The organism is Nocardiopsis sp. CA-288880, assembly GCF_050955985.1.
Taxonomy (GTDB): domain Bacteria; phylum Actinomycetota; class Actinomycetes; order Streptosporangiales; family Streptosporangiaceae; genus Nocardiopsis; species Nocardiopsis tropica.
The window spans coordinates 850,496-864,466 of the sequence record NZ_CP192105.1 but is presented as its reverse complement, the minus strand read 5'-3'; the positions used below and the strand labels follow the sequence as shown (position 1 = coordinate 864,466).

11 protein-coding genes are annotated in these 13,971 nt (G+C 73.6%); 3 read left to right on the top strand and 8 right to left on the bottom strand.

The features are described from left to right. Positions 1-74 precede the first annotated feature (74 nt). On the bottom strand, positions 75-365 hold the full coding sequence (locus ACQPYD_RS03905; RefSeq protein WP_433699811.1) for a hypothetical protein: 291 nt from the start codon (positions 363-365) through the stop codon (positions 75-77). 329 nt (positions 366-694) lie between these two features. Between ACQPYD_RS03905 and ACQPYD_RS03900 the strand changes: the two genes are divergently transcribed. Beyond that, complete coding sequence (locus ACQPYD_RS03900) at positions 695-1,339, top strand: MarR family winged helix-turn-helix transcriptional regulator (protein ID WP_433699810.1); 645 nt, start codon at positions 695-697, stop codon at positions 1,337-1,339. A 106-nt stretch (positions 1,340-1,445) separates the two neighbouring features. On the opposite strand, the gene ACQPYD_RS03895 is transcribed toward ACQPYD_RS03900, so the two are convergent. The 6 genes from ACQPYD_RS03895 to groES all read right to left on the bottom strand — a co-directional run bounded on the left by ACQPYD_RS03895 (position 1,446) and on the right by groES (position 8,987). Then, positions 1,446-2,324, bottom strand: coding sequence for a lytic transglycosylase domain-containing protein (locus ACQPYD_RS03895; RefSeq protein WP_433699809.1), 879 nt, complete (start codon positions 2,322-2,324; stop codon positions 1,446-1,448). Positions 2,325-2,613: 289 nt separating this feature from the next. Continuing rightward, positions 2,614-3,720, bottom strand: a complete 1,107-nt coding sequence (locus ACQPYD_RS03890) for a GuaB3 family IMP dehydrogenase-related protein (RefSeq protein ID WP_433701941.1) — start codon at positions 3,718-3,720, stop codon at positions 2,614-2,616. Positions 3,721-4,083: 363 nt separating this feature from the next. Beyond that, positions 4,084-5,574, bottom strand: a complete 1,491-nt coding sequence (gene guaB / locus ACQPYD_RS03885) for an IMP dehydrogenase (RefSeq protein ID WP_433699808.1) — start codon at positions 5,572-5,574, stop codon at positions 4,084-4,086. A 530-nt stretch (positions 5,575-6,104) separates the two neighbouring features. Then, positions 6,105-6,659 carry a sigma-70 family RNA polymerase sigma factor gene (locus tag ACQPYD_RS03880; protein ID WP_433699807.1) on the bottom strand — a complete coding sequence of 185 codons (555 nt, stop codon included), beginning with the start codon at positions 6,657-6,659 and terminating at the stop codon, positions 6,105-6,107. Positions 6,660-6,953: 294 nt separating this feature from the next. After that, positions 6,954-8,561: a chaperonin GroEL gene (groL, locus tag ACQPYD_RS03875; RefSeq protein ID WP_267948088.1), complete on the bottom strand. Its 1,608-nt coding sequence runs from the start codon at positions 8,559-8,561 to the stop codon at positions 6,954-6,956. Between the two features lie 114 nt (positions 8,562-8,675). Further along, positions 8,676-8,987, bottom strand: a complete 312-nt coding sequence (gene groES / locus ACQPYD_RS03870; RefSeq protein ID WP_267948087.1) for a co-chaperone GroES — start codon at positions 8,985-8,987, stop codon at positions 8,676-8,678. A 294-nt stretch (positions 8,988-9,281) separates the two neighbouring features. Here groES and ACQPYD_RS03865 point away from each other — a divergent pair, with 294 nt between their 5' ends. Both ACQPYD_RS03865 and ACQPYD_RS03860 read left to right on the top strand, forming a co-directional pair. After that, on the top strand, positions 9,282-10,550 hold the full coding sequence (locus tag ACQPYD_RS03865) for a THUMP-like domain-containing protein (RefSeq protein WP_433699806.1): 1,269 nt from the start codon (positions 9,282-9,284) through the stop codon (positions 10,548-10,550). A 382-nt stretch (positions 10,551-10,932) separates the two neighbouring features. Next, positions 10,933-13,170 (top strand): hypothetical protein, encoded by a 2,238-nt coding sequence (locus tag ACQPYD_RS03860; protein WP_433699805.1) that lies wholly within the window; start codon positions 10,933-10,935, stop codon positions 13,168-13,170. 183 nt (positions 13,171-13,353) lie between these two features. On the opposite strand, the gene ACQPYD_RS03855 is transcribed toward ACQPYD_RS03860, so the two are convergent. After that, positions 13,354-13,767, bottom strand: coding sequence for a VOC family protein (locus ACQPYD_RS03855; protein ID WP_433699804.1), 414 nt, complete (start codon positions 13,765-13,767; stop codon positions 13,354-13,356). Between the last annotated feature and the right edge of the window lie 204 nt (positions 13,768-13,971).

Here is a 13,971-nt window from a genome sequence, read left to right as displayed (position 1 = left end):
CCGGACCGGCGTGTCCTCCGCGCGGCGGCCCCGGAACGCGCCTCCGGGAGCGGTGCGGGATCCGGCCCGGCGGCTCATCCCGCCGGACGGCTCCGCAGCGCCAGGGCGAGGAGGGCCGCGGCCGCCGTGGCCAGACCGCCCGCGAGGGAGGCGGCGCCGAGCCCGGAGGAGGCGGGCCCCGAGGCGGCGTCGGCGACGGCGACCAGCGACGCCAGGCCGACGGCGGCGCCGATCTGCTGGGCGGTGGACACCATCGCCGAACCGACCCCCTGTTCGTCGTCGGCGACGCCCGACGCGGCGGCGGCGAACAGCACCGGGTGGGTGGTCCCCGCCGTCACCCCGAGCAGGACGACCGCCGGGAGCATCGCCCAGTAGGAGTCGGCTGCGAGGGCCGCGGCGAAGAGGGCGGCGGTGGCGCCCGGGGGCGTCGGGTCCGGACCGCGGTGAGCGCCCGGGAGCGGCGGGGTCGGCGCCCGCGGCTGGGGCGGCGGGCCTCGCGGGGTCGGCGGTGGGCGGGGGCTCCGCCGGGACCGTGGGACGGGCGGGCGTCACGGCGCCGGTGGTGGCTGCGGATTCGGTGGGGTTCATGGGACCCGGCTCTCTGGGAGGGGTTTGATCCAGTGCTGAACTATTCAGCACGAGAGTAAGACAGAATGCTTCAGTGCGCAACATTCCAAAGTGGTAGCATTTGCCCATGAGCGAGCACTGCGGGATCAGCACGTCCGAGGAGCGGACCTGGGACGCCGCCACACTGGCCTTCCGCCTGCTGGACCAGCGCGTGGAGCGCGACGTCCAGCAGGAGGTGGACCTCCCCCTGACCTACTACGAGCTGCTCGTCCTGCTCTCGAAGAGCGAGCACGGGTCACTGCGGATGAGCGACCTGGCCGAGCTGACCCACACCAGGGCCAGCCGGATCTCGCACGCGGTGCGGAAGCTGGCCGAGGCGGGCCTCGTGGACCGCGTGCACTGCGAGGAGGACCGCCGCAGCTGGTTCGCCGTCCTCACCGACAAGGCCCGCGGGGTCCTGCGGGACGCCGGCGCGAGGCATGTGGTCAGCATGCGGGAGAACCTGTTCGACGTGCTCAGCGCCGAGCAGCGCGACCAGCTGCTCGACATCAGCCGGACGCTGCTCGCGCGGCTCGCACCCGAGAGCGCGCTCGCCCGGGAGGGCGTCCCCACCCGGGAGGAGAGCGACGCGCTCGCGCGGGACGCCGCGGGCGGGACCGGGACCGAGACCGGCACGGCAGGCGGGGCGGGGAACGGCGGGACGTCCGGGACCGGCACGGCAGGCGGGGCCGCGGGGCCCGGCACACCGGAGGGGGCCGGGGCGCGCGGGTGAGTGCGGGCACGGCTGCGCGGAGCGGGCCCGGGGACCCCCCGATTCCAGGGAACCACGCGGAACCGCTCCGCGGGAGGCCCCGCCGGGGCCTGTGGACGGAAGCCGCTCAGGCGGACGCGTCGGCGTAGGCGTGCGCGTAGGCGAGGACGTCGTTGACGTACTCCCTGGACTGGTTGTACTCCAGGATCGCGGCCTCCCAGTCGGCCGCGTCGGTCAGGTCGCGGCCCTCCGCGCACAGGTACCGGGCGGCGGCCAGCGCCGCGTCGTCGATGTTGTGCGGGTCGGGGTCGCCGCCCTCCAGCGAGGCGCCCCAGCGCCCCCACGTCGTCGGGATGAACTGCATCGGGCCGATCGCCCGGTCCCACTCGGTGTCGCCGTCGTACCGGCCGCCGTCGGTGTCGGGGATCGCGCGGGTGTTGTTGGTGCCGTCGAGCGGGATGCCGATGATGTCCACGGTCGTGGTGCCGTCCGGTCCGAGCTCGCCCCCGGCGTAGGTGCCGTGGATCGACTCCACCATGCCGATCCCGGCCAGGGTGGGCCAGGACAGCTGGCAGGACGGCTGGTCCTCGGCCATCACCAGCTGCGCGCTCGCGTACCCCTCCAGGGCCCGGCCCGGGATGGTGGTCGCCTCGGCCACCCGCTCCACCCAGGCGCCCTCGGCGCGCGGGGCGGTCGGCTCCGGCGTGTGCCGCTCGTCGGCGCCCGGCTCCCCGGACGCGTCCGGGTCCGCCGCGGCCGCCGTCAGCTCGGAGCGGTCCGGCGGCCCCGTGAGCTGGTCGTGCGGCGGCGTCTCGATGGTGCCGGCCTGGGGTTCGGCGGTCGGCCCGGCGGGCGGGGACCACTCGTTGAGGGCGTCGGAAACCCGCCCCACCAGGTAGAACACTCCCCCTGTCACCAACAGGCACAGTGAGAGCGTCACACAGACGACGATCACCGGACCACGACTTCGACGCCTCCCGGTACCGGTGGCCCGTCGGCTGCCCATCTGGCTCCCCGCTCGTCAGGAAAAGGTCAACTGCACATCACGCGTCACCAAAGTACGCGACCGGGGACAGCCGGTGCTCATCGATCCCACCCCCGCCCTCGTTCGCCCAGCTCAGGGAAGCGGACCCCGTCCTCGGGGCGGCGCCGACCCGGCCACCGGGCGGCCCGCGGGGCCGTGCGGCGGGCCTGTCCGGCCCCGGGCCTGTCCGGACGCGCGGCCGCGGGGGCGACGACGCGAGGGGGCCGTGCCGGACGGCACGGCCCCCTCGGCCCGCTCGGGACGCGTACGCCTAGCGGTGCGGGTTGACGACGACCTCGACCCGCTGGAACTCCTTGAGGTCCGTGTAGCCGGAGGTGGCCATCGTGCGGCGCAGGGCGCCCATGAGGTTCATGGAACCGTCGCTGGTGTCGGCCGGGCCGTGCAGGATCGACTTGAGGTCGCCGATGGTGCCCACCCTGACCCGCTCGCCGCGCGGCAGCTCCTCGTGGTGGGCCTCGCTGCCCCAGTGGTAGCCGCCGCCGGGGGCCTCCGTGGCCCGCGCCAGCGGAGAACCCACCATGACGGCGTCGGCGCCGCAGGCCAGGGCCTTGGCGATGTCACCGCTGCCGGTCATGCCGCCGTCCGCGATGACGTGCACGTAGCGGCCCCCGGACTCGTCCAGGTAGTCGCGGCGCGCGGCGGCCACGTCGCCGATGGCGCTCGCCATCGGCACGGCCACGCCGAGCACGGACCGCGTGGTGTGCCCGGAACCGCCGCCGAAGCCCACCAGCACGCCGGCCGCGCCGGTCCGCATCAGGTGCAGGGCCGCGGTGTAGGTGGCGCACCCGCCCACCACGACCGGGACGTCCAGGTCGTAGATGAACTGCTTGAGGTTGAGCGGCTCGGCGCGTCCGGACACGTGCTCGGCGGACACCGTGGTGCCGCGGATCACGAAGATGTCCACGCCGGCGTCGACGACGGCCTTGTGGTACTGGGCGGTGCGCTGCGGCGACAGCCGTGCCGCGGTGACCAGTCCGGCGTCGCGGATCTCCTCGATCCGGCGGCCGATCAGCTCCTCCTGGATGGGGGCGGCGTAGATCTCCTGGAGCCGCTTGGTGGCCGCGACGTCGTCCAGCTCGCGGATCTCCTGGAGCAGCGGTTCCGGGTCCTCGTAGCGGGTCCAGAGGCCCTCCAGGTCGAGCACTCCCAGACCGCCCTGCTCCCCGACGGCCACGACCGTCTTGGGGGAGGCGACGCTGTCCATGGGGCTGACCACCAGCGGCGTCTCGAACCGGTAGGCGTCGATCTGCCAGGCGATCGACACCTCCTCCGGGTCCCTCGTGCGTCGGGCAGGCACGATCCCGATCTCGTCGAGCTCATAGGCCCGGCGCCCGTTCTTGCCCAGCCCGATCTCCACCTGCGCCAACGTTTCGATCCCCTCTGACGTGCGGCACCGGCTCGTCTACCGGCGTCTTTCCTGCCGCCGAGAGTCTATCCGCCCAAAAGTTGGACCGGGTTTGACCCGCTCCGCCTGGACTCGCGTATCGGGGCCGACCGGGTCGCCGTCCCACCGGCCGGGCAGGCCCCGGCGGTCCCACCCGTCCCCGTGGGCGACGGGGTCCCCGACGGTCACGGGGTCCTCGGACGTCCGGGCGTCGGAGCCGCCCGCAGCGCCGCCGGGGCGGGGAGCGGAAGGGGGAGACGAGGAAGGGCCGCCCGGGAGGGGTCTCCCGGACGGCCCGCACCGCCGACGCGCCGGCGGACCGGCGCGCGGGACGGGTCAGCGCGCGTTGTAGTTGGGCGCCTCGACGGTCATCTTGATGTCGTGCGGGTGGCTCTCGCGCAGTCCGGCGCTGGTGATCCGCATCAGCTGGCCGCGCTCGCGGAGTTCGGGCACGGTACGGGTTCCCGCGTACCACATGGACTGGTGGAGGCCCCCGACCAGCTGGTGGGCGACCGCCTGGAGCGGGCCGCGGAAGGGCACCTGGCCCTCGATGCCCTCGGGGACCAGCTTGTCCTCGGAGGCGACGTCGGCCTGGGCGTAGCGGTCCTTGGAGAAGGACCGGCCCCGCATGGCGCCGAGCGAGCCCATGCCCCGGTAGGCCTTGAACTGCTTGCCGTTGATGAAGATCAGCTCTCCCGGGCTCTCCTCGACACCCGCGAGCAGGCTGCCGAGCATGACCGTGCTGGCGCCCGCGGCGATGGCCTTGGCGATCTCGCCGGAGTACTGGAGCCCGCCGTCCGCGATGAGGGGGACGCCCGCCGGACCACAGGCCCTGGATGCCTCCAGGATGGCGGTGAGCTGCGGCGCTCCGACGCCGGCGACGACGCGGGTGGTGCAGATGGAGCCCGGGCCCACGCCGACCTTGACGGCGTCGGCGCCGGCGTCGACGAGCAGCTGGGCTCCGGCCCGCGTGGCCACGTTGCCCGCGACGATGTCGGCGCGGGAGTTGGCCTTGAGCTTGGTGATCATGTCGGCGAGCCCGGCGGAGTGGCCGTGCGCGGTGTCCACGACGACGAAGTCGACCCCGGCCTCGACGAGCAGCTTGGCCCGCTCCTCGGCCTCGGGTCCGACGCCGACGGCGCCGCCGACGACCAGGCGCCCGTCGGCGTCCTTGGTGGCGTCGGGGAACTGCTCGCTCTTGATGAAGTCCTTGACGGTGATCAGGCCGCGCAGGCGGTTCTGCGCGTCGACCAGGGGCAGCTTCTCGACCTTGTGCCTGCGGAGCAGCTCGAAGGCCTGCTCGCGGCTCACGCCGACGGGGGCGGTGACCAGGTTCTCGGTGGTCATGACGTCGCGGACCAGCCGGGCGCGGTCGCTCTCGAAGCGCATGTCCCTGTTGGTGACGATGCCGACGAGGGAGCCGCCGGCGTCGGTGACGGGGACGCCGGAGATCCGGTAGTGGGCGCACAGGCGCTCGACCTCGGCGAGGTCGTCCTCCGGCTTGCAGGTGACGGGGTCGGTGACCATCCCGGCCTCGGAGCGCTTGACCAGGTCGATCTGGCTGGCCTGGTCCTCGGCGGAGAGGTTGCGGTGCAGGACGCCGGCGCCGCCCTGGCGCGCCATGGCCACGGCCATCCGGGCCTCGGTGACGGTGTCCATCGCCGCGGACAGCAGGGGGATGCTCAGGGTGATGTTGCGGGACAGGCGGGTGGTGGTGTCCACCTCGCCCGGCTGGAGGTCGGAGTAGGCCGGTACGAGGAGCACGTCGTCGTAGGTCAACCCCGGCGGCAGCAGTTTGTCCCCGTAGTCGCTGTACTCCTGGCCCATGACACAACCTCCGCTTTCCCGGCACACCTGCGCGGTTTCGCCCCCGCGTGTCGTCTCATCCTAGGTCGTCGCCCTGTGCGGCCCCGGTGGAATGAGGTGTTTGACCCGTCACCCCGGCCCGAAAGTGAGCGGTATCACGGTTTGGGGGCGTGCTCGGACGGACCTGTCCGCCCCTTGCCTCCGCACAACACCGGCCGGCGCCCCGGGCTTCCCGCGGGAGGGGCGGAGGGGCCGCCCGCCGGAGGCCGGGACGGCCACGGGCGGCCACCCGGCGAAGGACCGGGCGTCCACGGGCGGCCGTTCACCGGAGCGGCCGGGCAGCACGAAGGGGCCGGTCGCCGGAGGGGCCGGGGATCAAGGGCGGCCACCCGCCGGAGGGCGGGGCGACGGGGCGGGGCCGGCGCGCGGTGCGGCGCGCTCAGTGCCAGCCGGAGCTGCGGCGTCCGGCCCGGCCGGGGTAGCGGCAGCGGCCGTGGACCCGCGGGCGGTCGGGGCACACGCGGCGCCCGGGACGGGGGCGTCCGCCGTGTTCAGGGGAGGAGGCGGTTCGCCACGGCCACCTGCCGAAGCCGAGCGATAGCTCGGTGCTGGGCGACCCGTACCGCGCCCGCCGACATTCCCAGTACATGTCCCGTCTCATCCGCTGTCAGTCCTGCGATCACCCTCATGACCAGGAGCTTGCGCTGCTGTTCCGGCAGCTCGTCCAGGAGCTCCCTCGCTCGCTGGGCCTCGATCACCCGCACCGCCGACTCCTCCGGGCCCGGGTCGTCGTCCGGCTGCTCGGGCACCGCGTCGGTGGGCACCGTCTCCACCCTGCCCGCGACGCGCAGGGTGTCGGCGACCTTGTGGGCGGCGATGCCGAACACGAAGGCCGCGAAGGGGCGGCCCCGGTCCTGGTAGCGCGGTACGGCCGAGAGCAGCGCGATGCAGACTTCCTGCGCCACGTCGTCGGAGTAGTGGGCCAGGCCCGAGACCCGTGCGAGGCGTGCGTGGCAGTACCTGACCACCATGGGCCGGACCGCGCGCAACAGCGAGTCCATGGCCCCGTCGTCCCCCCGGACGGCGAGCGAGCCCAGATGGTTCAACCCTGTGTCGCGGGCGGCGGAGTCCGCCTGCCCGTGTGTTCCTGGCCGCTGCGCGGTAGCGCCCCCCCGGGCGCCTGCATCCGTCACGTTAGGAATGATGCCCCCACTGCGGGACCCAACCGCTCCAATCGCCAACTACGGAATGGTCACGTTTTGGGAAAAACGTCCGAAAACGCCACACACTCCAGAGGGAAAAGAGGGGCTCACGTGGTAGTGCGCGGGGGCGGGACACCGACGTGTCCCGCCCCCGGGCCGGATTCGCACCCGACCCGTCACCGGGTCCGGGGCGTGGGGTCAGTGACCGTGGCCGTGGCCGTGGTCGTCCGCCTCCTCCTCGGGCTTGTCCGCCACCAGGACCTCGGTGGTCAGGAGCATGCCCGCGATGGACGCGGCGTTCTGGACGGCGGAGCGGGAGACCTTGACCGGGTCCAGGATGCCCTGGGCGGTCAGGTCGCCGTAGGTGCCCTTGGCGGCGTTGTAACCGTGGCCGACCTCCAGCTCGGAGATCCGGTGGGTCACGACGTAGCCCTCGGCGCCCGCGTTCTCCGCGATCCACCGGGCGGGCTCGACCAGGGCGCGGCGCACGATCGCCACACCGGTGGCCTCGTCGCCGGTCAGCCCGAGGTCGTCCAGGGCGGACGCCGCGTGCACCAGGGAGGCCCCGCCGCCGGCGACGATGCCCTCCTCGATGGCCGCGCGGGTCGCCGAGATGGCGTCCTCCAGGCGGTGCTTCTTCTCCTTGAGCTCCACCTCGGTGGCGGCGCCGACGCGCAGGACGGACACGCCGCCCGCGAGCTTGGCCAGGCGCTCCTGGAGCTTCTCGCGGTCCCAGTCGGAGTCGCTCGCCTCGATCTCCTTGCGGATCTGGCGCACGCGGTCGTCGATCTCGGACTGCTCGCCCGCACCGTCCACGATGGTGGTCGCGTCCTTCGTGATGACGGTGCGGCGGGCGCTGCCCAGCGCGTCGAGTTCGGCGTTCTCCAGGGTCAGGCCGACCTCCTCGGCGATGACCTGGCCGCCGGTGAGGACGGCGATGTCCTGGAGCATGGCCTTGCGGCGCTCGCCGAAGCCGGGCGCCTTGACGGCGGCGACGTTGAGCGTGCCCCGGATCTTGTTGAGCACCAGGGCGCCCAGCGCGTCGCCGTCGATGTCCTCGGCGATGATCAGGAGCGGCTTCTTGCTCTGGACGACCTTCTCCAGCAGGGGCAGCAGCTCGTTGAGGCTGCTGATCTTCCCCTGGTTGATGAGGATGAGGGCGTCCTCCAGCACCGCCTCCTGGCGGTCGCCGTCGGTGACGAAGTAGGGCGAGACGTAGCCCTTGTCGAACTGGAGCCCCTCGGTGAAGTCGAGGTCCATCCCGAAGGTGGGGGCCTCCTCCACCGTGATGACGCCGTCCTTGCCGACCTTGTCGAACGCCTCGGCGATCAGGTCGCCGATCTGGGCGTCCTGGGCGGAGTTGGTCGCCACGTAGGCGATGTCCTCGCGCTCCTCGACGGGGCGGGCGCGCTCCAGGAGGATCTCGGAGACGCGGGCGGCCGCGGCGTCGATGCCCCTCTTGAGGGCGAGCGGGGAGGCGCCGGAGGTGACGCTGCGCAGACCCTCGCGGACCAGGGCCTGGGCCAGGACGGTCGCGGTGGTGGTGCCGTCACCGGCGGCGTCGTTGGTCTTGGTGGCGACCTCCTTGACCAGCTGGGCGCCCAGGTTCTCGTACGGGTCGTCCAGCTCGATCTCACGGGCGACGGTCACGCCGTCGTTCGTGATGGTGGGGGCGCCGAACTTCTTGTCGATGACGACGTTGCGGCCGCGCGGACCGAGCGTCACCTTGACGGCGTTGGCGAGGCGGTCGACGCCCCGCTCGAGGGCGCGGCGGGCGTCGTCCTCGAACTCCAGGATCTTCGGCATGTGGGTGCTTCCTCTTGAGGCTCGTATAAAACGAGCATCCCGCCCCGCCCGGCGTTATGCCGACCGGTGCGGGATGCCTGGCTCCGAGCCCGGTGGACCGGGCCCCGTCGAGACCTACTTCTCGACGACCGCGAGCAGGTCGCGGGCGGAGAGGACCAGGTACTCCTGGCCGTCGTACTTGACCTCGGTGCCGCCGTACTTGCTGTAGAGGACGACGTCGCCGACCTTCACGTCCAGCGGGATGCGCTTGTCGCCCTCGTCGTCCCAACGGCCGGGGCCCACGGCGAGGATCTCGCCCTCCTGGGGCTTCTCCTTGGCGGTGTCCGGGATGACCAGACCGGAAGCGGTGGTCTGCTCGGCCTCCAGCGTCCTGACCACGACGCGGTCCTCGAGCGGCTTCAGCACGGTCTTGGTGGCGGTCGACACGGTGTGACCTCCCCCTTCAAGGTTTCGGTGTACTGGCTCCGGTCCGCGCTGGCACGCGGACCGACTGCGAAAAAGGGGCGACAGAGGCGGCCTGTCGTCGCGGGTGCCAGACCGGCGTCGTCGCGATTAGCACTCTACCCCTGAGAGTGCCAGAATGGAAATGCGACCGTGACCCCCGGTCGGGGACTTCCGTGAGGAGCCGGACATCCGGCCCCGCGCCGCGGCGGCCCCACGACGCGCGGGGCGTCCGGGTCCGCCGACGCAGACCGCCCTTCGATGTCCGAGGTGAACCCCATGCGCGTGCCCGCCTTCGAGGCGCTGCTCTCCGACGCGGGCCGGGAGGTGCTGGCGGGCGTCGATCCGGGGAGCGCGGTCCGGGACCAGCTCGGCACGGCGTCCCTGCTGCGGTCCGACCCGCGCGTGGCGGCCCTGGACCCTGATCTGCCCGTCTCGGATCTGGTCAACGCGCTCCTGACCCAGGTCTCCCTCCGCGAGCGCGGCCGGGCCAAGTTCGGCGACGCGGCGGGGCGGATGTTCTTCACGCCCAACGGCCTGGAGCAGTCCACCCGGCGCGTCGTGGCCGAGTACCGGGCGGGACGGACCGCCGCGGTCGCGGGGGCGGCGGGCGGCTTCGCGGGCGACCTGTGCTGCGGGATCGGCGCGGACCTGCTGGCGCTGGCCGGGCGCGGCGTCGCCGTGGAGGGCGTGGACTCCGACCCGCTGACGGTGGCGGTCGCCCGCGCCAACATCGGGGCCCTCGGACTGTCGGACCTGGCGCGGGTCCGCGAGGGCGAGGTCGGCGCGTCGGCGGCCGGCCGCTACCCGCTGCTGTTCTGCGACCCGGCCAGGCGCGGCGGGCGCGGCCGGGTGTTCGACCCGGCCGCCTACTCCCCCCCGTGGGACGTGGCGACGGGGCTGGCCGGGGCCGCGGAGGCCGCCTGCCTGAAGGCGGCTCCGGGCATCCCGCACGAGGCGCTGCCCGAGGACGCCTCCGCCGAGTGGATCTCGGTGGACGGGGAGCTCAAGGAGACGGCCCTGTGGTTCGGCGCCCTGGCGGAGGACGCGGGGGCCCGGCGGCGCGCCACGGTCCTGCACGAGCGCGAGGGCCTGCTGGCCCGGGAGGGGGCGGCCGCGCACCTGGACGCCGACCCCGGGGCGGGGCCGGCGCCCGTGGCCCCGGCCCGGCGCTACCTGTACGACCCGGACCCGGCCGTGGTGCGGTCGCACCTGGTGGCGGAGGCGGCGGCGCGGGTGGACGGCGCGCTGCTGGACGAGCGGATCGCCTACTTCACCGCGGACACGGCGGCCGTGTCGCCGCTGTGGCGGGTGCTGGAGGTGGTGGAGATGCTGCCGTTCTCCTTGAAGCGCCTGAGGTTTGCGGTGCGGGCGCTGGACGCCGGGACGGTAACGATCAAGAAACGCGGATCGGCCGTGGACACGGAGAAGCTGCGCCGTGATCTGCGGGCGTCGGGCCCGGAGTCGGTGACCGTGGTCCTCACCAGGATCGGCGACCGGCCCTTCTGCCTGCTGTGCCGCGAGGTCGGGGCCCCCTCCCCGGTGTGACCCCCCGTCGGCGGCCCGTGGGCGCCCGGGCCCCCGGTGCGCCCGGCGGCGGGGGCGGGGACCCCAGATCGTTACCTCTCTCACCCAGATCTTCCGCCGTCCCCTGGGGGCGCAGGGACCCAGGTCGTTAAACTGACGACCGCTGCAGTCCTTCCCTTCTCATGGATTCACCCGGAAGACTCGTGTGAGCGGCCCGCCCCGCGATGCGGTCGGATCTCGGGCCTTGCGCCGTACATATACGGACAGTCACACTCCAGTCACGATGGGGCGGTAACCGCCGCGGGAGCGCCGCCCGCCCGGGGACCATCGAGAACCCGACCCGTCCGGAACCGTCCACTCCCCCGCATGGGTACGGGAGCGCCAGAACCAAAGGAGCACCTCGGTGGAACAGACCAATCACAACTTCCTCAACGGGGGAGGTCAGTCCGGTGTCTCCGACCGGATGCGTGACCTGCTCTCCCAGGCCGCCCAGGAGCACGTCTCCGAGCAGAAGTCGCAGGGCGCCGTCAGCGAGGAGATGCGCCAGCGCCTCGAGGGGATGGAGTGGCTGCTCCGCGAACTGCGCGAGCGCGAGCTCACCTCCCTCGCCGAGTCCGTCACCACGGTCAACGGGCGCATCGACGACTTCCTCGCCCGCCCGCCGGAATGGGCCGAGACCCTCGCCGAGCACATCGAGGTCGTCGGCCAGCAGGTCAAGCCGCTGTCGGACATGCCCTCCCTGCGGGCCGACACCCAGCGCATCGCCGGACACCTGGACACCGTGCTCACCCGCCTCCAGCGGATGGCCGAGACCGGCGACCGGACGGCCGACCAGGTCACCGAGCTCGGTGAGCGCCTGAACGGGCTGAGCGAGACCGTGGGCGCCCGTCTGGACTCCCTCGACACCGCCCTCGCCGCGCTCACCGCCAAGGCCGACGCCGTCGAGGCGTCGCTGTCCGCCCTCTCCGAGGTCTCCGGCGAGCGGCACGGGGCCGTCGTCACCGCTCTGGCCGAGAGCCGCACCGAGCTCTCCGACTCCCTCGCCGAGGGGCGCACCGAGCTGGCCGAGGCGCTGGCCGCCGGGCGGACCGAGATCACCGGCGCCGTCGAGGCCGGGCGCGAGAGCCTGGCGGGCGTCGTCGCCGAGAGCCGCGAGGCCCTCACCGCCGCGGGCGCCGGCCTGGGCGAGACCGTCACCGCCAAGGTCGAAGAGGTCTCCGGCGAGCTGCGGGCCCTCGTGGAGGAGCGCGCCGGCGACCTCCGGGCCTCCGTCGAGGAGCGCGCCGCCGAGCTGCGCACCGAGGGCGGGGAGCGGACGGCCGAACTGCGCACCGCCCTGGAGGAGCGCACCGCCGAGCTCCGCACCGCTCTGGAGGAGCGCACCGCGCAGCAGCACGAGGCCCTGCTGGCCCGCCTCCAGGAGAACACCGGCGAGCTGGGCGAGCGCACCACCGCCCTGGCCGGGGAGCTCACCGCCCTGGCGACCGCGTCCGGCGAGCGCCACGAGGCCCTCACCGGCAAGCACGAGGCCCTGGCCGCCAAGGTCGCGGAGAGCGTCGGCTACCTCAGCACGCAGGCCGAGGAGAACCACGCCGAGGCGACCGCCGCCGTCGCCGACGTCACGGGATCGCTCGCCAAGCTGCGGGAGAACCACGAGTCGTCGCTCACCGAGCTGCGCACCCACCTGCGCCAGCGCCTGGCCGAGCTCGGCGAGGAGATGGAGCTGGGCCGTACCGAGACCCGGGAGCACGCCGAGTCCGCGTCGGAGCGGCTGCGCGAGGCCCTGGCCGAGCGCGCCGACGCCCTGGGCGCCCGGATCTCCGAGGACTCCGAGCGGGTCACCGCGGGCTTCGCGGAGCTGCGCGAGTCCGTCCGGGAGTCCGGCGACAGGCTCTCCACGGAGTCCGAGGAGCGGCACCGGACGCTGGCCGAGGCGCTCACCGAGCAGGTCGAGGCCCACCGCGGCGCGCTGGACGAGCGCCTGGAGCGGCAGCGCGAGGCGCTGACCGGCAAGGTCGACAACCACCTCTCGCAGATCACCGGCAAGGTGGACCACGAGCTGGGCCGCCTCACCGACCGCTTCGACACCTTCGAGGGGCACTTCGAGGGAAGCTTCGAGTCCGTCGAGGGCAAGATCGACCGCATCGACGGCCGGATGGACGGTGTCAACGGCCGCCTGGACGGCGTGGACGGCCGGATCAACGGCGTCGAGGGCCAGTTCGAGGGCGTCAGCGGGCACTTCGAGGGCGTGGACGGCCGCATGGAGGCCATCGACGACCGGCTGGAGGCGCTCAACCAGCGGCTCAACCAGCTTCCGCAGACCATGGAGGTCAGCGAGCTGCACCGCCGCCTGACCGACCTGGTGGACCGTCCGCAGCTGGACCACTCCGGCAAGCTGGACGAGATCGACGAGCACGTCACCTCGGCGGTGGCCCCGGTGCTGCGCGAGCTCAAGCAGCGCCCGGACCGCCACGAGCTGGAGGAGACCGTCACCGAGGCGGTCGAGAACTCGCACGACGACATCACCAAGCGGTTCTCCTCCCTGGAGGAGACGGTGCTCGCCCTGGCCGAGGCGCTGCTGCGCCCGGGCCGGGACGGCAAGAAGAAGCGCCGCCGCGACGAGGACGAGGACGACGAGTAGCGGGCGGGTCGGGGGCGGCGGACGCGCCGTCCGCCCCCGACCGCTCTCGTGAGGGCCGGGACGCCGCGGGCGTCCCGGCCCTCCGGCGTTCCGGGCGCGCGGGGCGCACGCGGCGTCAGGGGTCCCGTCGGCCGTGCCGGTCGTTCTGGGCGCGGGCGCGCGAGGCGCACCGTGCCCCCGCCGTCACGGGCCCGGGGTTCGGCGCGCGTCGAGCATCTCCAGGTAGTGGGAGTTGTACATGACCCCCAGCACGTTGCCGAACGGGTCGACCACCGACGCGGTGACGAAACCCGGGCCCCGTTCCGTGATCGGCTCGTACTCGGTCGCGCCCAGGCCGAGCAGGCGCCCGACGGCCCCCTCCACGTCGTCCACGTGCCAGAACACCACCGCGCCGCCCGGGCCCGGCCTCGCCGGGGCCGGGGCGTACCTGCGGTCGATGATGCCCAGTTCGTGCTGGTGGTCGCCGATCCGGAACTCGACGTAGGCGGGCGGCAGCCCCTGCCCCGGGCGCTCGAAGTACGGTTCGGCGCCCAGGACCTCCGTGTACCAGTCGACGGCCTCGGCGACGTCGTCCGCCCACAGGCTGATGGTGCTCATTCCGCGCAGCATGGTGTGCCCCCGTCCTCGGCCGGGCCGCGCCCGGCGTCTTCGGGACGAAGCTACGGGGAGAGGCGGTCATCCTCTGTCCTCGACTCGGAAACCCCTCGCCGGGCCCCGGGACCGGTCGGGCGGGCCGTCCGGCGGAGGGTCCCGCCGGACGGGACTCCGGGGCGCGGCCCCCGGGACGGCCGCGGCACGCGC